27 protein-coding genes and 1 pseudogene are annotated in these 21,019 nt (G+C 72.5%); 10 read left to right on the top strand and 18 right to left on the bottom strand.

Features of this window, described 5'->3' with window-relative positions; genetic code table 11:
* Position 1 precedes the first annotated feature (1 nt).
* The 10 genes from AC3IYI_RS01750 to AC3IYI_RS01705 all read right to left on the bottom strand — a co-directional run bounded on the left by AC3IYI_RS01750 (position 2) and on the right by AC3IYI_RS01705 (position 9,345).
* Positions 2–415, bottom strand: a complete 414-nt coding sequence (locus AC3IYI_RS01750) for a hydrogenase maturation nickel metallochaperone HypA/HybF (RefSeq protein ID WP_489408498.1) — start codon at positions 413–415, stop codon at positions 2–4.
* A gap of 117 nt (positions 416–532) precedes the next feature.
* Positions 533–640 (bottom strand): DUF6893 family small protein, encoded by a 108-nt coding sequence (locus tag AC3IYI_RS01745; RefSeq protein WP_489408497.1) that lies wholly within the window; start codon positions 638–640, stop codon positions 533–535.
* Positions 637–1,179, bottom strand: coding sequence for a hydrogenase maturation protease (locus AC3IYI_RS01740; RefSeq protein WP_489408496.1), 543 nt, complete (start codon positions 1,177–1,179; stop codon positions 637–639). Before AC3IYI_RS01740 ends, AC3IYI_RS01745 begins: the two co-directional genes overlap by 4 nt.
* Positions 1,176–2,597 carry a hypothetical protein gene (locus tag AC3IYI_RS01735; RefSeq protein WP_489408495.1) on the bottom strand — a complete coding sequence of 474 codons (1,422 nt, stop codon included), beginning with the start codon at positions 2,595–2,597 and terminating at the stop codon, positions 1,176–1,178. Before AC3IYI_RS01735 ends, AC3IYI_RS01740 begins: the two co-directional genes overlap by 4 nt.
* Positions 2,594–3,286: a DUF6084 family protein gene (locus tag AC3IYI_RS01730; protein ID WP_489408494.1), complete on the bottom strand. Its 693-nt coding sequence runs from the start codon at positions 3,284–3,286 to the stop codon at positions 2,594–2,596. Before AC3IYI_RS01730 ends, AC3IYI_RS01735 begins: the two co-directional genes overlap by 4 nt.
* Positions 3,283–3,957, bottom strand: coding sequence for a DUF5947 family protein (locus AC3IYI_RS01725; protein WP_489408493.1), 675 nt, complete (start codon positions 3,955–3,957; stop codon positions 3,283–3,285). The genes AC3IYI_RS01730 and AC3IYI_RS01725 overlap by 4 nt, the downstream gene beginning before the upstream one ends.
* The gene (locus AC3IYI_RS01720) at positions 3,954–4,493 is read right to left on the bottom strand and encodes a hypothetical protein (RefSeq protein ID WP_489408492.1); all 540 of its coding nucleotides are present in this window, start codon (positions 4,491–4,493) and stop codon (positions 3,954–3,956) included. Before AC3IYI_RS01720 ends, AC3IYI_RS01725 begins: the two co-directional genes overlap by 4 nt.
* Positions 4,490–6,274, bottom strand: coding sequence for a nickel-dependent hydrogenase large subunit (locus tag AC3IYI_RS01715; protein ID WP_489408491.1), 1,785 nt, complete (start codon positions 6,272–6,274; stop codon positions 4,490–4,492). Before AC3IYI_RS01715 ends, AC3IYI_RS01720 begins: the two co-directional genes overlap by 4 nt.
* 86 nt (positions 6,275–6,360) lie before the next feature.
* On the bottom strand, positions 6,361–7,434 hold the full coding sequence (locus AC3IYI_RS01710; protein ID WP_489408490.1) for an NADH-quinone oxidoreductase subunit B family protein: 1,074 nt from the start codon (positions 7,432–7,434) through the stop codon (positions 6,361–6,363).
* A gap of 105 nt (positions 7,435–7,539) precedes the next feature.
* Positions 7,540–9,345, bottom strand: coding sequence for an enoyl-CoA hydratase-related protein (locus AC3IYI_RS01705; RefSeq protein WP_489408489.1), 1,806 nt, complete (start codon positions 9,343–9,345; stop codon positions 7,540–7,542).
* Between the two features lie 631 nt (positions 9,346–9,976).
* On the opposite strand from AC3IYI_RS01705, the pseudogene AC3IYI_RS01700 reads away from it, so the two are divergent.
* Together AC3IYI_RS01700 and AC3IYI_RS01695 are read left to right on the top strand one after the other, a co-directional pair.
* Positions 9,977–11,197, top strand: a pseudogene (locus AC3IYI_RS01700) (GAF domain-containing protein); the annotation flags it as partial.
* 79 nt (positions 11,198–11,276) lie between these two features.
* Positions 11,277–11,627, top strand: a complete 351-nt coding sequence (locus tag AC3IYI_RS01695) for an ANTAR domain-containing protein (protein WP_489408488.1) — start codon at positions 11,277–11,279, stop codon at positions 11,625–11,627.
* A 30-nt stretch (positions 11,628–11,657) separates the two neighbouring features.
* Here AC3IYI_RS01695 and AC3IYI_RS01690 read toward each other — a convergent pair whose 3' ends face one another.
* Complete coding sequence (locus tag AC3IYI_RS01690; RefSeq protein ID WP_489408487.1) at positions 11,658–12,017, bottom strand: PRC-barrel domain-containing protein; 360 nt, start codon at positions 12,015–12,017, stop codon at positions 11,658–11,660.
* 325 nt (positions 12,018–12,342) lie between these two features.
* On the opposite strand from AC3IYI_RS01690, the gene AC3IYI_RS01685 reads away from it, so the two are divergent.
* The 3 genes from AC3IYI_RS01685 to AC3IYI_RS01675 all read left to right on the top strand — a co-directional run bounded on the left by AC3IYI_RS01685 (position 12,343) and on the right by AC3IYI_RS01675 (position 16,127).
* A complete protein-coding gene (locus AC3IYI_RS01685; RefSeq protein ID WP_489408486.1) occupies positions 12,343–12,582 on the top strand; it encodes a hypothetical protein in 240 nt (79 codons plus the stop codon).
* A gap of 50 nt (positions 12,583–12,632) precedes the next feature.
* Positions 12,633–15,080 (top strand): SpoIIE family protein phosphatase, encoded by a 2,448-nt coding sequence (locus tag AC3IYI_RS01680; RefSeq protein WP_489408485.1) that lies wholly within the window; start codon positions 12,633–12,635, stop codon positions 15,078–15,080.
* A gap of 114 nt (positions 15,081–15,194) precedes the next feature.
* On the top strand, positions 15,195–16,127 hold the full coding sequence (locus AC3IYI_RS01675; protein ID WP_489408484.1) for a SigB/SigF/SigG family RNA polymerase sigma factor: 933 nt from the start codon (positions 15,195–15,197) through the stop codon (positions 16,125–16,127).
* On the opposite strand, the gene AC3IYI_RS01670 is transcribed toward AC3IYI_RS01675, so the two are convergent.
* The 7 genes from AC3IYI_RS01670 to AC3IYI_RS01640 form a co-directional block, all read right to left on the bottom strand.
* On the bottom strand, positions 16,102–16,659 hold the full coding sequence (locus tag AC3IYI_RS01670) for an ATP-binding protein (RefSeq protein WP_489408483.1): 558 nt from the start codon (positions 16,657–16,659) through the stop codon (positions 16,102–16,104). The genes AC3IYI_RS01675 and AC3IYI_RS01670 overlap by 26 nt on opposite strands.
* Before the next feature lie 13 nt (positions 16,660–16,672).
* Positions 16,673–17,038, bottom strand: a complete 366-nt coding sequence (locus AC3IYI_RS01665; RefSeq protein ID WP_489408482.1) for an STAS domain-containing protein — start codon at positions 17,036–17,038, stop codon at positions 16,673–16,675.
* A gap of 62 nt (positions 17,039–17,100) precedes the next feature.
* Positions 17,101–17,463 (bottom strand): STAS domain-containing protein, encoded by a 363-nt coding sequence (locus AC3IYI_RS01660; protein WP_489408481.1) that lies wholly within the window; start codon positions 17,461–17,463, stop codon positions 17,101–17,103.
* Positions 17,464–17,465: 2 nt separating this feature from the next.
* The gene (locus AC3IYI_RS01655) at positions 17,466–17,645 is read right to left on the bottom strand and encodes a CsbD family protein (RefSeq protein ID WP_489408480.1); all 180 of its coding nucleotides are present in this window, start codon (positions 17,643–17,645) and stop codon (positions 17,466–17,468) included.
* A 138-nt stretch (positions 17,646–17,783) separates the two neighbouring features.
* A complete protein-coding gene (locus AC3IYI_RS01650) occupies positions 17,784–18,113 on the bottom strand; it encodes a DUF3040 domain-containing protein (protein ID WP_489408479.1) in 330 nt (109 codons plus the stop codon).
* A gap of 44 nt (positions 18,114–18,157) precedes the next feature.
* Positions 18,158–18,394: a DUF6213 family protein gene (locus AC3IYI_RS01645; protein WP_489408478.1), complete on the bottom strand. Its 237-nt coding sequence runs from the start codon at positions 18,392–18,394 to the stop codon at positions 18,158–18,160.
* Between the two features lie 53 nt (positions 18,395–18,447).
* Entirely contained in the window at positions 18,448–18,603 is a 156-nt protein-coding gene (locus tag AC3IYI_RS01640) for a DUF6131 family protein (protein WP_327250797.1), read from the bottom strand.
* 241 nt (positions 18,604–18,844) lie between these two features.
* Between AC3IYI_RS01640 and AC3IYI_RS01635 the strand changes: the two genes are divergently transcribed.
* From AC3IYI_RS01635 to AC3IYI_RS01615, 5 genes are read left to right on the top strand one after another with little or no spacing between them, the layout of a single operon-like run.
* Entirely contained in the window at positions 18,845–19,339 is a 495-nt protein-coding gene (locus AC3IYI_RS01635) for a hypothetical protein (RefSeq protein ID WP_489408477.1), read from the top strand.
* Entirely contained in the window at positions 19,336–19,653 is a 318-nt protein-coding gene (locus tag AC3IYI_RS01630) for a monovalent cation/H+ antiporter complex subunit F (protein ID WP_489408476.1), read from the top strand. Before AC3IYI_RS01635 ends, AC3IYI_RS01630 begins: the two co-directional genes overlap by 4 nt.
* 1 nt (position 19,654) lies before the next feature.
* Entirely contained in the window at positions 19,655–19,915 is a 261-nt protein-coding gene (locus AC3IYI_RS01625; RefSeq protein WP_489408475.1) for a monovalent cation/H(+) antiporter subunit G, read from the top strand.
* A gap of 44 nt (positions 19,916–19,959) precedes the next feature.
* Positions 19,960–20,229, top strand: coding sequence for a hydrogenase subunit MbhD domain-containing protein (locus AC3IYI_RS01620; RefSeq protein WP_489408474.1), 270 nt, complete (start codon positions 19,960–19,962; stop codon positions 20,227–20,229).
* 20 nt (positions 20,230–20,249) lie between these two features.
* Positions 20,250–20,975: an MnhB domain-containing protein gene (locus tag AC3IYI_RS01615; RefSeq protein ID WP_489411847.1), complete on the top strand. Its 726-nt coding sequence runs from the start codon at positions 20,250–20,252 to the stop codon at positions 20,973–20,975.
* The last annotated feature ends 44 nt before the right edge of the window (positions 20,976–21,019 follow it).

Genomic DNA, 21,019 nt, shown 5'->3' with positions numbered 1-21,019 from the left:
GTCAGGCCTCCTCGGAGATCGGGGCGCGGCAGGGGTCCAGGGCAGCCGCGGTGGCCTCGGTGGACTGCGCGTCCTCCCAGGTCACCGTGAGGATGCGCAGCTCGCGCCCTGAGAGCAGCTCCACCTCCGTGGCCCTTCCGCACGTGGGACAGCACAGTTCAGGAGGCATCCCCACGGCCCAGTCGCCCGTGCAGGCGCCGCAGCGCGCACGGGCCGCCACGGACCGGACGACGAGCTCAGCCCCCTCCAAGACAGTTCCTGCGCAGGCCAGTTCGAAGCAGAAGCCGAGTGCGTCCGGGGCCACCCCGGCCAGCTCGCCGACTTGGAGCTCCACTCGGCTCACGGTGCTGCCGGCCTCCGGGGCCGCCTCTTCCACCTGGGCCACGACGGCCATGGCGATCGACATCTCGTGCATCGGATTCGGTCTCCGTCCTGCCGGGGCTCATTACACCGGCAGGACCGGGGCGCCGTGGCCGGGCACGCCGGGAGCCCCTACGCCCCGTACTCCATTCGGAGGCCGGGGCGTACGCGTTCACATGCGGCGGATGCGCAAGTAGCGCCTGATGTCGGGCAGGACCTGCTTGAGGACGGCGACCAGGGCGGCCAGGGCGGCGGCCCCGCCGGCGACGACCTTCTTCATGGGGTACTCCTCAGTTCTCGGCGGTTCGGGTCGTCCGTCTCGGATGCGTACGGCTCCTCCTGCCCGAGCAGGTCCAGGAGGGCGCGCACGGCCTGCGGCACCGCGTCGGCCACCGGCCCGCTCAGCCCGATGCCCTCCTCCACGCAGGCGGGTTCGCAGCCGAGGACGAGGACGCGCCGGGGAGCCTCGGCGCCGGTCCCGGCGCACAGGGTGTCCAGCAGGGCGAGGACGGTGCCGGGCGACATGTCGTGGCCGTCGAGGGCGGCCCCGCCCGGGGGAGCGCCCACGTCCTCCTCGCCGGTCTCGATCAGGTACAGGGTGCCGGGGGCCCCGCCGCGCGCGGTGGCGTCGACGAGGACGACCGTGTCGTAGCCGTCCAGCAACTGGTAGGCGAGGTGGACCCCGCGGACCCCGAAGTCCACCGCCTCCACGCCCGGTGGCAGCGGGTGCGCCGACAGGGCCCGCAGGGTTTCCACGCCGAAGCCGTCGTCACCGAGGAAGACGTTGCCGATCCCCGCGATCAGGGTGCGGCCGCTCACGCCGGCCCCTCGGGGGTGACGGTGACCTCGTCCGGCTGGAAGTACAGGAACCGGCCCTGCTCCCGACGGATGTCGGCGCCCGGGTCGCCCTCCACGGTGACGGCGAGGTGCACCCCTCCGTCGACATCGTGCAGGACCGCCTCCACCTGGGCGGTGCGGCCCTGGAGGAACAGGTCCTGGGCGTCGGTCCGCCGCAGCCCCGGGCGCAGCACCACACGGCTTCCGACGCCCACCCGCACGCCGTCGACCGTCACGTGCTCGGGTACGGGCGCGGCACAGTCCGCCCCGGCCGGGTCCCACCAGGGCGTGTCGGGCCGGAACAGTGCGTCCGGGTCCGGCCCGGCGGCTGCCTCGCCGGTGATGTCGCGCAGGCCCCGTACGGCCCCGTGTAGCCGCTCCAGTACCTCGGGCGGCATCGAATCGGCCAGTTCGATTACGGCGGCCGCCCGGGGATCCGTCCCACGGGCCTCCCGCTTCTCCTGGTCGGTGAGGGCCGCGGTGCGCAGCGCCAGGATCTCGTCGATCTCCGTGGCGTCGTACATGGCCCCGACGCTCTCCGGGGCGATGGCCGGATGGTCCTCCAGGATGATGGGGGAGGACAGGACCACGTCCGCGCGGCCCGGCTCGCCCGCCAGTACCGGCCAGGTGTGGCGGTTCTCGCAGGTCGCGACCGCCCCCCTGGCCCACTCGGGCGGGTCGGTCATCGACACGAAGGAACCGGAGCTCAGCGCCAGCAGGAGATGGGCGGCGACCAGGGAGCGGGGCAGCGCCTCCTCCCGGGTCGCGGACGGATCCGCCGGGGCCCACGGGCTGGTGTTCTCCACCACGGCGGTGAGCCTCGACACCCGGTAGGGGCCTTCGAGTTCGGCGGCGCGCAGGCGCAGCAGCCCGTTGATGCGCTCCGTACGCCGCACCAGGCGGCCGACGGTGCGGCCTTCGGCGTCGAGGACCGGCTCGACCTCCTCGCGGGCGGGCCGGGCGAAGGGGAAGACGGCCTCGGCGCCCGACAGTTCGGCCACGGCGACGGACACCTCGACCCGCTCCTCGGTGCCTTCGTCCCAGGGGACCAGCACCCGGTCGGCCAGCTGGAGTTCGGCGACCTCCTCGAACGATCCGTCGGCGCGGGCCCGTTGGACCGTACGCCGCTGTGCGTGCAGGAATCGCAGCTCCACGGAGAGCGTCGACGCACCCCGGGGCTCCAGCAGGAGCTCGGTCCGCTGGAAGGAGTGCTCCGCGTGGACGGGGGCCCAGGCGGGCGGCACGAGCACGCCGAACTGCCAGCGCATCCGGTTCTTCGCCGCGGAGGCCCGGTACGGGTAGAGGACGTACCCCTCGAAGAGGACGGCGTCGGCCACCTGCCGGGCCGTGGCGAAGCGGGAGTCCGGGGCGTCGGCGAGGGTGGGGGCGGTCGGGGTCACGGCGCGGTCCTCTCGATGACGAGCGGCGGCGTCGCCCCCAGCCGGACCGGGGCGGGCGCCGGCCCGGCCGCGGTGTCCAGGAGGGTGCGCACGGTGGCCTCCCAGGAGGGGAGCGCGTGCCGCGAGCGGAAGGCGAGCAGGTCGGCCATCGTGTCGGCGGGCAGCCGCAGCCAGCCGCAGCCGGGGAAGTGCTGCTCGACCATCTCCCGCCACACTGCCACGGGCATCCGGTACGCGGCCTCGCGGTCCCAGGGCACCGGTTCGACGTGGAAGCCGCCCGCCCCGGTGAAGGCGGTCCCCGAGAACAGCATCAGCATCGGGATCTCACCGTCCTGGAGCGCGGCGAAGTAGCGGGTCGCCGCGATGTCCATGTCGTAGCTGCACGGCACGACGAGGTCGACCTCGCTCTCCCCGGTGAAGCTCGGGACCATCACCGAGACCTGTGCGAACTGCACCGGCTGGAGGGTCGACCCCCAGCGGGAGGGGTCGCCGAACAGGTCGGCCAGGCCGTCCGCCTCGGCGGGGCCGTAGCGCCGCTTGGCGGGCTCCACGCGGAGCTGGCAGCGCAGGGCGACGGCGTGCACGCGCACCCCGGGCGAGGCGGTCAGGCGCAGCCGGAACACCAGAGTGGGTCCGGCGGCGTACGGATCGGCGCGCACCCCGGTGCAGGCGAAGGCGAAGTCCGTCACGGCCGCCGCCCCGCTTCCACCGGGTCCACCGAATCCCCCGGATCCGGGGCGAGTACCCGGGCCCGCCGTTCCACCCGCTCGAAGAACACGCGCAGTGCCTCGCGGGCCTCCGCGCCCCCGTCGAAGCCCTGCCAGAGCATCCGCATCCGGCCCACCAGTTCGTAGCAGATGTCGATGGGGACCAGATGGCAGGTGGTACGGCCCTGCGCGCGGTGCAGCAGCAGGGCCTCCACGTCCGGTTCCAGCAGGCCGGCCAGCCGCCCGGCGCCGAGCACGCGCTGCCAGGTCTCGGGGTCGAGCTCGCTCTCGGTGGCCCCGGCGGGGCTCGGGTAGAGCGCGACCAGCCGGTCGAGGGCGGCGTTGCGGAACAGGAAGGCCACTCCGACGGGGATCTGCAGGGCCTCCCAGGCGCCGTCGCCGAGCGGACGCTCCGGGTCGCTGAGGTAGCGGTCCGGTACGGCGCGGAACCGTCCGGTGACCGCCCCGGGCCGGTCGAAGAGCAGCGCGCAGGCGGTACAGGCGCAGACCAGGGCCCGCCGCTCGGTCTCCACCAGGTGGCGGTGCGCCTCCTCGGCGACCGCCACCCCGCACAGTTCGCAGGTCTCGGGGCGGGGCGGGCGGGCGCCGGCGAACCGGCGCAGGCCGCGCGCGGGCGGGGCCTGCGCGCTCACCGGACCCGTGCCGGGGTCTGCGGGCGGGCGCCGATCTGCAGGAGGGCCGGGGCGGGGGCCGCCTTCTCCACCTCCACGGAGGTCACTTCGGGCGCGAAGGCCGCCAGGGCGTCCGCCACGCCCTGCGGGACACCGGAGGAGCTCGCCTGCGAACCGCAGCCGCAGCCGCCGGCGGCGGGCACGCTCAGCCGCAGGACGCCCGAGGCCGGGTCGAAGCCGAGCAGCTCCGTCGCCTCGGGAGCGGACCGCAGCGCCCGCCCGATCCGGAGGTGGACGTCCTCGGGGTTCAGGTCGTGCAGGGCCAGCAGGCTCGCGACGAGCTCGTCGTCCAGCAGCGGGGCCAGGCCGTGGTCGCCGAGCCGCTGAGTGATCCGGGCGAGCCCCGCCCCGTAGAACTCCATGAGTCCGCGGACCAGTTCCTCGGCGGCGGCGCAGGCCGCCCGGTCGCCCGTGGCGGCGAGCCGGTCGAGCACCTCGTCCACCCGGCGTCCCGCCTCCCGTGCGTCCACCGCGACGCCCGTGCGCGCGGCGCTCATCCGCCCAGTCCGCTCAGGCCGGTGGGCACGTGCATGGTCTTGACGGTCTTGCCGCCGCCGACGTACATGTGCACCCCGCACGGCAGGCACGGGTCGAAGCTGCGGACCGCCCGCATGATGTCGATGCCTTTGAAGTTCTCCGGGGTGTTCTCCTCGAAGATGGGGGTGTTCTGCACGGCGTCCTCGTACGGACCCGGAGTGCCGAAGGTGTCCCGGGTGCTCGCGTTCCACGGGGTCGGCGGATACGGGTGGTAGTTGGCGATCTTCCCGTCGCGGATGACCATGTGGTGCGACAGGACGCCCCGTACGGCCTCGGTGAAGCCGACGCCGACCGCCTGGTCCGGCACCTCGAACTTCTCCCAGGTCTGGGTGCGTCCGGCGCGGACCTCGGCCAGCCCCTTCTCGGCGCAGTGCAGCGCGATGGCCGCCGCGTACGCCTGGAAGTAGGTACGGGCCCGGTTGCGCTCCAGGGCGTTGCTCCACTTGGGGATCTGCCACTCGAAGGTCGTCTCGGGCTTGGTCATCGTCTTCGGCAGGTTGATGACGACGCTGTGCCCGGTGGCCTTGACGTAGCCGACGTCCACGAGCCCGGACAGCGCCGTGGACCAGAGCCGCGCGATGGGGCCGCCGCCGGTGTCGAGGGCCAGGTGGTCCTTGCCGTCGAACCAGCGGGGCGACATGACCCAGCTGTACTTGTCGTCGAAGTTCCGCTTCTGCGGGGCCGGGATGGTGTGCTGGTTCCACGGGTGGCGCGGGTCCACCGGGTTGCCGAGCGGATCGTGCGTGACGAACTGCTCCTGCCCCTGCCAGTCGTCGTAGTACGAGCTGCCCAGCAGGATGCGGATGCCGAGATTGATCTCGGTGAGGTCGTTGGTGACCAGTTTGCCGTCCACCACCACGCCCGGGGTGACGAACATCTTCCGTCCCCAGTCGGTCATGTTGGCGTACGTGAAGTCGCAGTACTCGGGGTCGTTGAGGGCGCCCCAACAGCCCAACAGGACGCGCCGGCGGCCCACTTCCTCGTAGCCGGGCAGGGCCTCGTAGAAGAAGTCGAACAGGTCGTCGTGCAGCGGGACGACCTTCTTCATGAACTCCACGTACCGCATCAGGCGGCTCAAGTAGTCCGTGAAGAGCTGGACCGAGGCGATGGTGCCGACGCCGCCCGGGTAGAGCGTGGAGGGGTGCACGTGGCGGCCCTCCATCAGGCAGAACATCTCCCGCGTGTAGCGGCTGACTTGGAGGGCCTCGCGGTAGAACTCGCCCTCGATGGGGTTGAGCGAGCGCATGATGTCCGCGATGGTGCGGTAGCCGTGCTCGCTCGCGTGCGGGGCCGGGGTCCGCTCGGCCAGCTCCAGGACCCCGGGGTTGGTCTCGCGGACCATCTTCTCGCAGTAGTCGACCCCGACCAGGTTCTCCTGGAAGATGTTGTGGTCGAACATGTACTCCGCGGACTCGCCGAGGTCGATGATCCATTCGGCGAGGTGCGGGGGCTTCACCCCGTAGGCCATGTTCTGCGCGTACACGGAACACGTGGCGTGGTTGTCGCCGCAGATCCCGCAGATGCGACTGGTGATGAAGTGCGCGTCACGGGGGTCCTTGCCACGCATGAAGACGCTGTAGCCCCGGAAGACCGACGAGGTGCTGTAGCACTCGGCGACCCGCTTCTGCTTGAAGTCGATCTTCGTGTGGATGCCGAGGCTGCCCACGATCCGGGTGATCGGATCCCATGCCATCTCGACCAGGCCGCTGCCGTCGCCGGCCGCCTTCGTCTTCGGTTCCATCGTGTGTGCCGTGACCCTTCGTCAGCGCGGGTGGAGGAGGTGTGCGGAGTACCGGGTGACCGCCGGGACGGGGCTCAGGGGGGGGCTCACCAGGGCGGGCGGTAGCCCGTCGTCAGCTTCTCGCCGGTGTGGCGCCACTTGGGCTCCTGGTCGACGGTGTGCAGGGTGATCGCCCGGAGCCTGCGGATCACGGCGCCGTACGCGCCGCTGGCCGTGGTGGAGACCGTGGCGCCCGGCGGCTTGTCCATGAACGGCATGAACTTGTCCGGGAAGCCCGGCATCGTGCAGGCGATGCAGATGCCGCCCACGTTCGGACAGCCGCCGATGCCGTTCATCCAGCCGCGCTTGGGCACGTTGCACTTGACCACCGGACCCCAACAGCCGATCTTCACCAGGCACTTGGGGGAGTCGTAGGTCTCCGCGAACTCGCCCTGCTCGTAGTAGCCGGCCCGGTCGCACCCCTCGTGCACCGTGTTGCCGAACAGCCAGGTGGGCCGCAGCTTGTCGTCGAGCGGGATCATCGGGGCCGAGCCGGCCGCCTGGTAGAGCAGGTACGTGAGCGTCTCCGAGAAGTTGTCCGGCTGGATCGGACAGCCCGGCACGCACACGATCGGGATCCCGGCGTGCGACTTCCAGTCCCAGCCCAGGTAGTCGGGCAGGCCCATCGCACCCGTCGGATTGCCCTCCATCGCGTGGATGCCGCCGTACGTCGCGCAGGTGCCGATGGCCACCACGGCGAGCGCCTTGGGCGCCAGCCGGTCGATCCACTCGCTGGTGGTGATGGGCTGGCCGGTCGCCGGATCATCGCCGAAACCGCACCAGTAACCCTCGGACTTGATCTTCTCGTTGGGGATGGAACCCTCGACCACCAGCACGAACGGATCGATCTCGCCCCGCTCGCCCTTGAAGAACCACTCGATGAACGTGTCCGCGCCACCGACGGGACCGCACTCGAAGTCGATCAGCGGCCAGTGCACGGCGATCCGGGGCAGCCCGGGCAGCGCCCCCGTCACGATCTCCTCGATGCTCGGCTGCATCGCGGCGGTCAGGGACACGGAGTCACCGTCACAGCTCAGGCCCGCGTTGATCCAGAGGATGTGGATCAGCGGATCGTCCGCTGCCGGGTCGTCTGCCACCGGGGCCGGAGTTGCTGCGTCCATGCGGAGGCCTCCTTGGGGAGGGGGAGGGGGAGGGGGAGGAGCGGCGGCGGGGCCCCGCGCAGGGGGCCCGTCACCGCGAGGGGCTCATCGGCCCCACCTTTCTTGCTAGCACCCGCCGGGGAACGGTGCCGCGTCATGTACACCCGGTCCGGTGACGGAGCCCGGTGACGAGCCCGGGGATGAGCCCCGTCGCGCGGACGGCGGCGCTCCGTGCCGGGCCGGTACGGAGCGCGCGAGGTGCGGCGGGGTCGCGTCCGGACGCACCTTGCCCACGAAGGCCCGGCGCAGCGCGTGGTACGGGGACTGCGGGTCGAAGAAGGTCTGCCGCATCCGCTCCAGCTCGGCCGCCCGGTAGGAGGCCAGCGGCCGCCGAGCCTCGTCCAGCTCCCGCCGTGCCTTCTTCACGGCGATCCGGGAGGTGGTGGCGGGGTGGCCGGCGAGCCGTGCGGCGAGGGCCGCGGCCCGGTCCGCGAACTCCGCGGGCGGGCAGGCGACCGTCCGGTCGACCAGGCCCAGCCGGCGGGCCGCCGCGGCGCTCAGCGGCAGGGCCTCCGCCGTCAGGCGCTCCGAGCCGGCCGAGCCGATCCGGCGCGGCAGGGTGTACGTCCAGTACTCCGATCCGTACAGGCCCATGAGCCGGTAGTGCGGATTGAGGACCACACCGGAGCGGCACCACACCTCGTCGGCGGCGAGGGCCAGCATGGCGCCTCCGGCGGCCGCGTTGCCGCCCAGCGCGGAGATCACGAGCCGGTCGGTGGTGGTCAGGACGGCCTCCACCAGGTCGTCCATGGCGTTGATGTTGGCCCAGGACTCTTCGGCGGGATCGGCGGCGGCCTCGATGACGCCCAAGTGGATCCCGTTGGAGAAGAAGTCCCGTCCACCGCCGAGCACGAGCACGGACGTGGGGCGGGCGCAGGCCGCGCGGTAGGCGTCCAGCAGGCGCCGGCAGTGGGTGGTGCTCATCGCGCCGCCGGGGAAGGAGAACGACAAGAAGCCGGCCCCGCCCTCCTCGTGGTAGTCGATGTCGGACCAGGTACGGGGCCGGGACACGTCGCCGGCTTCCGCCGGGGCCGGGAGCTCGGGCAGCCCGGGCAGCGCGTCCCCGAGCGCGAGAGTGGCGGGGAGCTTCGGTGCGGCCGGTTCCCCCGGGGCGCGGTGGGCCCGCAGCTCCGGGATCCACACGGCTCCGTCGACGGTGGCCCGGCAGATCGCCCCCGCCCTGGTGGCCAGCAGTTCACCGGGGCGGCCGCGCAGTCGGTCCTCCGGGTGGCCGCCGTGCAGGTACCAGGCGCCGCCGAGCAGCTCGTCCCGTACGCCGGGCCGGGAGTCCGCCGCGCGGAGCGTGCGCAGCACCCGCTCGGTACCGTCCCGCAGCCAGTCGATCCGGCGGTGCTCCTGGCGCAGCAGGGGGCGGGCCCGGCCCTCGGTCTGCGGCTCGGGGACGTGGCTCCCGGAGGCGAAGCGGTCCACGGCGAGCAGGACGGCCTCCAGGGCCGCGTCGGCGACCTCGCCCCGGTACCAGCGGCTCTTCGACCCGGCCCGCTCCGGCCCGGGACACTCCACCGAGGCCCACACGTCACCGGCGTCCATCTCCGCATTGGCCTGCAGGACGGTGACGCCCCACCGGGTGACCCCGTCCAGCACCGCCCGGTCGAGCGAGGAGGGACCCCGGTCCCCGACCGGACCGGGATGCACGATCAGGCAGGTGTGGGCGGACCAGACCTCCTCCGGCACGGCCGAGGTCAGCATCGGCGCGACGATCAGCTCGGGGCGGTGGCGCCGGACGGACGCCGCCAGGTCGGCCGGGGGGAGGGCCAGCTCCACGGCGACGCTGTGGCCGCGATCGCGCAGCTCGGCGTGGACCCGCTGGGTGAGACTGTTGAACGCGCTCGCGACGAGCAGGACGTGCACGGGGACTCCCTGCGACGGACCGGTGCCGCGGCACGGTGCTGCCCGGCCGGATCGGCGGTGCGGGGCCGGCGCGTGACCGGCCGCCAGAGATGTTTCGCGACGCCCGCGGGCGAGCGTGCGCACCCCGCTGCCCGTGTCACCCGTACGCGCTCCGGCACAGGGCCGCTCGGCGGCAGCGGACGAGGCCCATCCCGTGCGGGCGATCGCGGCAGCCGTGCTCGAGGGCGGGCGGCGCTGGACGGCCGCCTGGGCGGGGGCCTGGCGGTGCTCCGGGTGGTACCTCGAGTGGTGACACGCGTGTGTGACCCGTCGGGGGGTCTGCCTGGTGAGCCGGGTGGTGACGCGGGCGTGGCGCCTCCGGTGGTGACCCGCGTGGCGGCCCGGGTGTCTGCGGCTCAGGTGTCTGCCGCTCAGGTGTCTGCGACTCGGTGACGCGGGTAGGCGCGGAACGCCGGGCGGGCTGCTGCGAGGCGACCCGTGCGCGGTCGGCAGCACCGACGGTGCCTCGCCGGACGGCCTTGCAGCCGGTTTCCAGATGAAGGAGCGGAGCACATGACGACTCCGAAGAACTGCTCGCCCATCCGCCCCCAGCCGCTGCAAGGGGCGGAGGCGTCCATGGGGACGCCGCCCAATGACCCGGTTCCGCCCAGCCCGACCCCGGCGCCGGGCCCCGGCCCGGGACCGCAACCCGGCCCCCTGCCGGGCCCGGTACCGGCACCCGGGCCGGATCCGGTGCCGCCGGCGCCTCCGCAGCCCGAGCCCGACCCGCCGCCGGTGCCGCGCCCCGATCGGCATCCCCCGCCGGGGCCCCTCCCGGGCCCCGTGCCGGCACCGGAGCCCGTCACCTGAGTCGTGCGACCTCGTACGCGCCTGGACGGTGCGGCGGTCCGCCCACCTGGCCACCATCGGCGAACCGCACGCCGGTTGCGCCGTGTCCCGCTCCGTCCCGGCCCCCTCGGCCGCGGGCGGCCCGGACGGCGACAACGCCACCCTGTGCGGGCATCTGGACGCCAGGGTCCTGCGGTGGCGCGGAGGGCATCCGCCGGGCCCGGACCGAGGGCGGACACCCGTGCCCAGGGCCGTGACCAGCCGGTGTGGGTACGTGCGAGGGCGGTCCGATGTGGGCGAGGATGGGAGCGAACGGGCCCGACGGGTGGAGGTGATGGCCGTGGACCCCGCACAACCGGAGGACGAGCAGCGGTCCGCCGGCGATGGTTCCCACCCCGGCGCGGAGGCGGGCGGGCGGCTCGCGGAACTCTTCGGGGGAGCCGTACAGGGTGCCACGGGTACCGACGTGCCCGCCGCCCTGTGCCGGGCCTGCGTGGATCTGATGGACATCACGGGCGCCTCGGTGTCCCTGGCGGGCGAGGACCTGGACACGCGCACCTTGTGGTGGTCCAGCGATGACGTCGCGGGCCGCCTCGCGGAGGTCCAGTACACCCTCGGCGACGGGCCGTGCCTGACCGTGGTCACCCTTGTCGCCCCGGTGCTCGCGGGGGACCTGACGAGCGGCGCGGAGGCCGCCCGCTGGCCCGTCTTCGCCCAGCAGGCGGTCGAGCTCGGCGTACGGGCCGTCTTCTCGCTGCCGCTGGGCAGCAGCGCCATCGCGATCGGCAGCCTGGACCTCTACCGTGACCGCGCCGGCCCGCTGTCCGGACAGGACCGCTCGTTCGCGTTCGCTGCGGCGGACGCCATCACGACGGCCCTGCTCGCCCTCCAGGCGGGGGACGCCGGGGGCGGCATGGACGGTTCCTGGCTGGACGAGGCGGAGACGGACCACGAGGAGGTCCACCAGGCCACTGGAATGATCATGGTTCACCTGGGGGTGGACCCCCATCACGCACTGGCCCGCCTGAGGGCCCACGCCTTCGCCAACGGCCAGTCCGTCACCGAGGCGGCTTTCGACGTGATCGCCGGGAGAATCAGGTTCCATGACCCTGCTCTGCCGGGTCCCCACCACCCTCACCGCAGACGAGATCAGGCTGCTGCGGGCCCTGGCGGACGTCGCGACCACGTCCCTGCTCACCTGGGTCCGCGAACCGCTGGGTGTCGCCGACATCGTCACCCGCACCCAGGCGGCCCTCTCCGCCAAGGCGGTCGTGGACACCGCCTGCGGCATGCTCGCCGCCACCTCGTCCCTCGCGCCCCACGCGGCGGAACTGCACCTGCGTGCCTACGCCGCACAGCGCCGGCTCCGGGCCACCGACGTGGCCGCCCGCCTCGTACGGCGCGAGATCCTCCCCGGGGACGTACTGGTGGCGGAGGCATGGGAGGGGGAGTAGCGCACTCACGGCGGGAGGCGGTCGGCGGGCTCACATGTGGGGCTGGTTGTAGTACCGGGCGAACTGCTCCAGATAGCTGGGCCCGGTGTTGTACCCCGACTCCTCGAATTCCGGCGCGTTCTTGATCTGCTCCTTGCTCCGGTTGACGTGGACGGTCTGTGTGTCCGTGTCGATCCGGGTGATGACGCCAGCCGGAAGCAGGACGTGCTTGCCGAAGATCCACATGCCGGTGTCCACGACGATGAGGGAAGCGCCGACTGCCTCCGAGTGCTTGTCGACCTTGCCGATGCTTCCATCGGTGGCCTCGACCTTGTAGCCGACGAGGTCGATTCCCTTCCAGTAACCCGTGGTTTCCTCGGAACCCCAGATCCAGATGTCATGGGTACTCATGGTCCGGCCCTCTCCGTGTGTACCGGTGCCATCTCCGTGTGTACCGGTGGTCCTTGTCCTTCGCGCCTTCCCGGAACGGACCCCGGTACGCCTCGTCCGGCGGGCGCGCGGTTCCCGTGCGTCACGCTCGGACGACGGAGTGCGGCCCCCGTCGCAGCCATGAGGCCGAGGCCGCACCCCGCACCGGGCGCCTACCCAGCCGGCCGCGGCCGACACAGGACCGTGCGCGTGGCACCCGTTTGCGCGGTCCGGACCGGGGCAGCCGCCCGTGCGGGGCCGCCGCGGTCCGCGGGGCTCCCGTCGAGCTCGAGCGAGGAGGACGGCCATGGACGAGCAGGGTGGCGCAGGAGGAGTGCCGCTGGAGGGCGGGGGGAAACAGGAGCGGCGGCGCAAGGCGCACGCCGGCGGCAGCAACGACAAGGCGCACGCCGACCGCCGCGACGGGACCACGCCCGCGGCCGACACGGACGAGGCCAGCCGCCTGGACCGTCCGCAGCAGCCCGGAAAGCCGGGCGGGAAGCCGAGCGGGAAGGGGACGCGGTGGGTGAGCCCGCGCGATGAGTGACGCCGGACGGCACCTGGGCGGGCGGGGGGCGGGCGTGGGATGCTCAAGGGGTGAAGGGCGATGCCGCACCCGTGGGTGAGGGCGCCGCACCCGAGGTGGTGGCGCTCGCCAGGGTCGTGGCCAGACTCCGGTCGGAGGTCGTCGACCTGGAAGGCGTCGCCGCGACCACGGCCGTGGTCGAGCGGGCCAAGGGCGTACTCATGGCCCAGGCGGGGGTCTCCGCCGACGCGGCGTACGAGTTGCTCCTCGAACGGGCCGGCCGGCGCGGCCGCACCGTCCTGGAGGAGTGCTGGATCACGCTGGGGCAGGTCCGCGTGCGCCGCTCGCGGGGGACCGCACGGATCTCCCTGCCCACGGCCTCGACCGCAGGCCCGAGGAAGGAGCCGAGCACCTCGGCGTTCAGCCGTCGCCGCTATCTCGCCGGTCGCCACCACGATGACGGTGAGCTGAACGGCCTGCTGGCGCGGGTCGCCGACGGCCTGGCCGGCGCGCACGGCGGCGACGACATCGCCGAGCTGCTGGTGAGCGTGCTCGGCGCCGCCACCGACGTCGACGCGGTGATGATCTACACGGTGGCCGTCGCCGGGAGCCTGGACCTGACCGGGGGCGCCGGAATCGACGAGGCGCTGGCCGAGCAGTGGCGCCACATTCCCCCGCTGAGCGGGGTCGCCGCCCTCGAGGCGGTCGCCGGCCGCCGTGCCCTCTGGCTTGAGGACGTCGAACAGGACGCCCGGCGCTATCTGCTGATCGGGGACCCGCCGGAGCGCTGGCCGACGCGCGCCTGGGTGCCCGTTCCCGGCGACGGGTCTCCGAAGGCGGCCATCGGATTCCTGCGCACCCGGCCGGGCCCCTTCGCCGCCGACACCCGGGCGTTGCTGCGCCAGGCCACACGGCTGTGCGCGGGGCCGCTGGGAGCGCCGGAACGGGCCCGCGACACGGTGACCATGGTTGAGGGCGGCGACTACGCGGCGGCCGTCCAGCTGATCCTGGACACCATGGCCGGACCCGCGACCCTGCTCACCCCCCTGCGCTCGGAGACGGGTGCGGTGGAGGACTACCGCATCGACGCGGCGGCGCCCGAGTCCGTGGACGTGGCCGGCCGGCGCGGCAAGGAGCTCGTGGGCCGCCGGATCCTGGAGACGTACCCGACCGTGGCGGGCACCGCCCTCTGGGAGGGGTACCTCGAGACGCTCACCACCGGAACCAGGTACGAGGGGGAACCCTTCACCTACGAGGAAGTGATCGCCGGTGTCCCGCGGCAGTCCGTCTACTCGGTCCGGGCGTCCAGGCTCGGAGACCACCTGGTCGTGTCGTGGATCTGCCATGACACCAGCCAGCGCGAGACCCGCCGGCTGGCCGACATGCAGCGCCTCGGCAACCTCGGCTGGGCGGGCTGGAACCTGGTCACCGACACCGTCACCTGGTCCGAGCAGGTCTATGCGATCTTCGACCGGGATCCGGGGCGGGGGCCGATGCCCCTGGAGGAACTGCCGAGCCACGTCGTCCCCGACGACCTTCACCAGCTGGGTGCCGCCGTCGAACGGCTGCTGAGCCAGGGGGAGGCCGTCGACCAGCCGTTCCGGATCACCACCGGGCGCGGAGTCCGGCACCTGCGGATCGTCGCCGAGGCCCAGACGGACGCCGACGGCACACCCGTCGAGGTGCACGGCTTCTTCCAGGACGTGACCACACAGCACGACATCGAAGTCGCCTTGCGCGACAGCGAGCGGGCCGTCCTCCTCCAGCGGGGGATGCTCCAGGCCGAACGGGCGCTCGCCGCACGCCTCCAGGACACCCTGCTGCCGATCCCCGAACAGTCCCTGGAGCTGGCAGGTCTGTGCATCGACGTGGCCTACGTCCCCGCGGACAGCGGGGTCAACGTCGGCGGCGACTGGTACAGCGCCATCGGACTTCCCGACGAGAGCGCCCTGTTCGTCGTCGGAGACGTGGCCGGCCACGGGCTGGCCGCCGTCGGCACGATGGCCCAGCTCCGGTTCACGGCCAAGGGCATGACGGTCACCGGCTCACCCCTGCCGGACGTCCTGCGCCGGCTCAACACCCTGCTGCTGCACACCGGTTCGGACCCGTCGGGCGGTGCCACCGCGACCATGGTCATGGCCCGCTACCAGCCCTGGGACCGGCGGCTGGTCTGGGTGCGGGCGGGCCACTTGCCGCCCCTGCTGGTACGCGGCGACCGGGCGGAGTTCCTCGAACAACCCCAGGGCATCCTCCTCGGGGCGACCTTCGAAGCCTCCTACGAGCAGGCCGCCCTCAACCTGCTGCCCGGCGACCACCTGCTCTTCTACACCGACGGGCTCGTGGAGGAGCCGGGCGAGGACATCGAGACCGGCCTCGACCGCCTCGCGGAGACGGCGCTGCTACTCCTCCGGGAGGGCCGCGGTGAAACCCTCGCGCGCACGCTCGTCGCGCTGTGCACGGCCCACCGCGACGACATCTGCGTCCTGGACGTCCACGTCCCGGAAGGGGGTGTTCCGTAAAAAAAGGGGGGTCAGCGTTCCCCCGTGTGGGTATATCTCCTCGGGAAGACCACGACGGTTCCCGCCGCCCCGCTCAGGGTCGGCCGGTGCCCACCAATCCGTCGGAGGAAGCTCATGGCACCCCTTTCCAGCGACACCACGGATCCGTTCCGCATCGACCTCCGAACCGAGACGCCCGACGTCCCGGAGGATCCGCTCGCGGTCAGCACCGGCGAGGCGCGGACCCTGTCCGTCGCCCTCTTCCGGCGGCTGAAGGAGCTGAGCGAAGGAACGCCGGAATACTCGTACGTGCGCAACACGCTCGTCGAGCTCAACCTCAGCCTGGTGAAATACGCGGCACGCCGGTTCCGTAACCGCTCCGAGCCGCTGGAGGACATCGTCCAGGTCGGCACGGTGGGCCTGATCAAGGCCATCAACCGGTACGACGTCGAGCGGGGGGTGGAATTCACCACGTTCGCCATTCCGACCATCACCGGAGAGATGAAGCGGTTCTTCCGCGACACCAGCTGGTCCGTGAAGGTCCCGCGGCGCCTCCAGGAACTCCGCCTCGACATCGCCAAGACGCACGACACGCTCGAACAGAGCCTGGGACGGCACCCGACCGACCTGGAGCTGGCCGAACACCTCGGCATCACCACGGAGGCGCTGGACGAAGGCCGCCGGGCGGCCAACGGCTACCTGGCGGGATCCCTGGACGCCCCGGTGGGACCCGAGGCGGACGGCAGCACCCGGGGGTGGCCGCTGGGGGAGGAGGAGGCGGCGTACGACCGCATCGAATGCCTGGAGACGCTGAAGCCACTGCTCGCCACGCTCAGTGACCGCGACCGGCTGATCCTCTCGCTGCGCTTCGGTCAGGAGCTGAACCAGTCCGAAATCGGGGACCGGCTCGGCCTCTCCCAGATGCACGTCTCACGACTGCTGAGCCGCATCATGACCAGGCTGCGGACCGGGATGCTGGAGGATGCGCCGGACGAGGACGAGGACGAGGAGCATGCGGTTGCCGAGGGCGCGGGCCACGCGGTCAGGCCGGGTAGGCCGGGTGGGTAGACCCGCCAGGCCGCCGGGAGGGCGTCTCCCGGTTCTCCCGTAGGGTCGGCGGAGTGGCGACCTCCACCCATACGCACTTCCCGCCGTCGACCCGGTCCGCCCCCCACGCGAGGGCAAGCCGTTTCACGATGAGGAGCCCGTGGCCGCCGGGCCGGGCCGGATCGGTGGGGAACCGGTAGACCGGTACGACCGGACTGGGGTCCGTGACCTCGATCCGCAGCCTCTCGGCGGTGTAGCGCAACAGCAGCGAATTCGGCCCGCCCGCGTGCATGCAGGCGTTGGCCACCACCTCGGACACCAGGAGCAGCACGTCGTCCGCGGTTTCGGCGGTCTCGTCCTCGCTGCCGTTCCCGCTGCCGTTCCCGTACGCGAGACCGTTGCCGTTGCCGTTGACCTTGTCGCTGGCGGCTTCCGGCAGCCACTGCCACTCGGTGAGGGCCCGGCGGGTGAAATCGCGGCATCGGCCGACGACATCCGCGGTGCCGTGCAGCAGCAGACGCCGGGTCCACTCCGATGGCCGGCGCTCGCTCATCCGTGCTCCTCCGCTACGTGCGCTGGTGACTCGACAGAGCCGCCTCCACATCGGGGTGCTGCGGGAAGAGCCCGTCGGCGCCCGTGACGTGGAACATGCGTGCGACCGGCCGGTGCAGGCCGATCAGTTCGAGGGTGCCACCCGTTTCCCGGGCCGCGAGCCGGTTGTGCAGCAACACGTTGAGTCCCGTGGAATCACAGAACGCCAGCCCGCTGACATCCACCAGCAGGCGTCGACCGCCACGTGCCCGGGCGGCTTTGAGAGCCGCGCGCAAGGGCTCCGCGGTGTCGTGGTCGAGCTCTCCGGCCAAGGTCAGAACGGTGGCCCCGTCCAGGGGCCGCACGTCGACCGCGAAGCGGTCTTCGTCGGCCGAGGGCATCGCGCACCCCCTTCCACCGGTGGATCGGGTCTCGGCACCGGATACGTCTCGCGCCTACCCCGTCAGGGGTCGCCAAACCCGGGCGGGACGGTGTCGATGGGGAAGAGGGGGAGGGAGCCGGTGATCTCCAGCAGCCGCAGCATCTGGGCAGTCGGCGCGGCCAGGCGCAAGGTGTGGCCGGACTCCACGGCCTGCAGGCGGGCCCGGAGCAGCAGGTTGAGTCCGGCGGAATCGCAGAAGGTGAGACCGCTGAGGTCGACGACGACGTCGGCGGGGCCGCCCGCGCGGGTCACCGCTTCCAGCAGCACGGCGCGCACCTCGTCGACCCGGCTGATGTCCATCTCACCCGCCAGGCGGACCACGGCCGCCTCCGTGGCACGGGGAGGCGGCCCGGCAGGATCGTGCGCGCCGTGCTCGTGTGGCATGTTCAGCGCTGTCCCTTGGCCTTCTTCATCTTGTCTGCGGCGTCAGAGGTCATTTCCTCGGCCTTGCCGGCCATCTGCTCGGTGCTTCCCTCCGCCTGCATGCGCTGGTCGTCCATCGCGCTGCCGAGGTTCTCCTTGAGCTGTCCCTTGGCCTGCTTCGCCTTGCCCTTTGCCTTGCTCATGACCGGTTCTTCCTTCCTGAGGGTTACTGAGGGGTGTACTGCTGCCACCATGCGTCACAGGATGGCGGCCTGCAATTTGTGGAGAATTGCCCGCATCTTGGATGCCTGAGGCGGCAGGGCTTTGCGCGGGGAGCGGCGTCACGGGCCGATGTCGTGCGTGCGGCACCATCCGATCGCGAGCCGGATGAGCCGGACGAGGGTGAGTACCCAGACGGCGGCGAAGGCCCAGATCAGCGGGGGCGAGGACGTGGCGACGGCGTAGACGAGCAGGATCGCGCAGGCGATGCCGAGGACCCCCGTGTACAGGCCGGCCCGGTGGAGACGGATCCAGCTGCCGGGAGAGGTCCAGGGTCTGACGCCGCGTCGCAACGTACGGAGTCTGCGGTCCAGGAGCCGGTCGGCACACAGGTCCTGCTCCAGGTCCTTGAGGATCATCAGCTCCTGACGAGAGAGCTCAGGGCCGTCCATCGCGAAGCCCCTCTCCTGCCGAGTCCTTCTGCGCGGCCGCCGTCCTACGGATGTGGAGCGGCCGAAGCGAACCCGATGCATTCGACGTCGATCTGATCGGCGAGTTCGGTCAGTACGCCCGCCAAGTCGCGGACGGTCTGCTCGTCGCCGCGCATCTCACCGGTGTGCTCCGATTCCAGCCAGTCGGCCGCGAGGCTGCGCAGGAGGCCGGTGACGTGATCGGCGGGGATCAGTAGTGCGCCGTCATCCGCGGGGATCAGCGGTATAGACATCTGGATCATGGAACCGTCTCCCGGAAAGCGTCCGTGCGCGTCCGCCCTGCTGCTCTACCACGCTACCAATAGTGCCGCCGCCCTCCGACGGCGTGCCCGACGGAGCCGAGCACCCACAGGACGACCCCGATGACGACGAGGATGATCCCCAACGTCCACAGGATCGAAATGCCGAGGAGGTAGCCGATGATCAACAGGACGATGCCAAGCGCGATCATGATGTTCTCCCATCTCGCAGGCTTCTTCTGCCCCGATCCGGTGCCGGAATGCCGTGGGAGGTAGCCCAGTCCGGTGAAGAGGGCGCGGGCGCGCCGCGGCGGGCGGCGCGCACCGCCTTCCCCGATGCGAGAAGGGGTATATCTGGCCGCCGGACCACCGCCCGTCCGACGCCGGACGGGACGGATGCACAGAGGGACCGGACCGGCACAGGGACCGGACCGACGGAGGGAGGACGGCGCCGTGGCAAGCTCCCGCACCGGCCGTCGCGTTCCGTGGAGCGGCGCCGCCGAGGCCGGCGTGTGGTGGGCGCTCGCCGTCGTGCTCCAGGTGGTCTTCATCGACACGCTCTCCTGGCCCGAACTCGCGCTGGCCGCCGTCACCGGAGCCGTGGCCGCGATCGCCGCCCGTGCCGTCCGGCTCGCCTCCGGGGCCCGGACCGGCCGCGGCGCGCACCTGGCCGCGGCGCTGCTGCACTGGCCGGGCGCGCTGCTCACCGACACCGCCCGGCTCGCCGCCTGCACGGTGCGCAGCCTGCGCGGCCACCGCGTCCGCGGCCGCTTGCGCACCGTCGAGTTCCGCCCGGGAACGGGACCCGCCTGGGCCTGTGGTCTGCTGTCCGCCACACCCGGCCTCTACGTCACCGGTTCCGGCCCAGGGCGCACCGTACTGGTCCACACCCTGCCCGGTGAACGCACTGCTCTGGAAGCGGTCCTGACCGGCGGGGAACGCCCTTGAACGCCTGGTTCGCCGCCTCGGCCGTGCTGCTGGTCCTCGGCCTGCCGCCCTGCTTGTGGGCCCTGTCCCGCGGTCCGGTACCCGCGCGGCTGGCGGGCCTCAACCTGGCGGGCACCGTCGTCACCGTGCTGCTGCTGATGCTGTCCGTCGCGTTCGGACGCAGTTCCTACGCGGACCTGGTCCTCGTCCTCGCCGTGCTCGCCCCCGTCGGCATCCTCGTCTTCACCCGCCTCCTCGGACCCCGCGCGGGCGCTCACGAGGGCGATATCGAGGACGTTCACGAGGACGTGCAGGGCCACGGCGGGCGGACCTGACGTGGACCCACGACAGACCGTCACCTCCGTGCTGCTCGCCGCCGGGACAGCGGCGTTGCTGCTCAGCGCCCTCGCCCTGTGCGTGCTCCCGGGGCCGTACGCCCGGCTCCACGCGCTGGCCCCGGCGACCTCGCTCGGCGCCCCCCTGGTCGCCGCGGCCGCTGCGGTGTCCGCCGGCCCCGGGCGGGGCGCGGTGAAACTCCTGGTCATCGGCGCGCTCATCGCCTTCGGAGGGTCCCTCACCACCATGGCCATCGCCTAGCTCACCGCCCGGCACGAGGGGCGCCTCGACGAGGACCCGCCGTCATGACGGCAGCGGTCACCGATCTGCTGATCGCGGGAGTGATCTCGCTCGTCGTGGTAACCGCCACCGTCGCCGTCCTCACCCGTGATCCCGTCCGTCAGGCAATCGTCCTCAGCGCCCTCGGTCTCCAGCTCGCCCTCCTGTTCCTCCTGCTCCAAGCGCCGGACGTGGCGCTGTCGCAGCTGGCCGTGGGCACCGTGATCACCCCCCTCCTGCTGCTGACCGTGCGCAAGACCCGGCGGACCGCGAGCTCGAAGGACCGCGAGCGGTGACCCGTACCGGCCGCATCCGGATGTTCTGGGCGGCCGCGGCCGTCATCGCCGCCGGGTACGCCGGCGCCTGCGCGCGGCTGCCCGGCTTCGGCACCGGCCACCACCCCTACGGTGAGCGCGCGGTCACGGCCGCGCTGGACCGGCGTACCGCCAACGCCGTCGCCTCCGTCACCTTCGACCAGCGAGGATTCGACACGCTGGGAGAGGAGTTCACCCTGTTCGCCGCGGTCCTCGCCTGCGTCGTGCTGCTGCGCCGGGCCCGCGACGAGCGGACCACCCCTCCGCGCGCCGCGCGCGTACCGCCCACCTTCAGGGTGGCCTGCACGGTCCTGCTGCCCGTCACCCTCGTCACCGGCTTCTACGTGGTCGCCCACGGCCAGCTCACACCCGGCGGCGGATTCCAGGGCGGAGTGGTCCTCGCCACCGGCCTGCACGTCGCCTACCTCGCAGCCGACTACCGGGTGCTGCGCCGGATCAGGCCGCGCGCCGTCCTCGACGTGGCCGACGCGGTGGGAGCCGGGGCCTTCGCCGCCCTCGGCTTCGCCGGGCTGCTCCACGGCGCCGCCTACCTGGAGAACGTGCTGCCCCTGGGCACCCTGGTCGTCGACCCGGTCGCGCAGGCACTGGCCCTGACCGACGTGGTCGTCGGCGCCGCCGTCACGGCACCGCTGCTCGCCCTCGTCCTGCAGATCGGCAAGCGGCACGGCACGGTCGACCCCGACGCCCTGACCGGGCTGAAGGGCTGACCGGCTCCGTGCCCGCCCGAGACCTGCTGCCGCTGGTCCTCGTC

This window comes from Streptomyces sp. GL_148 (assembly GCF_057834205.1).
This window is presented reverse-complemented; position numbering and strand designations above follow the sequence as displayed.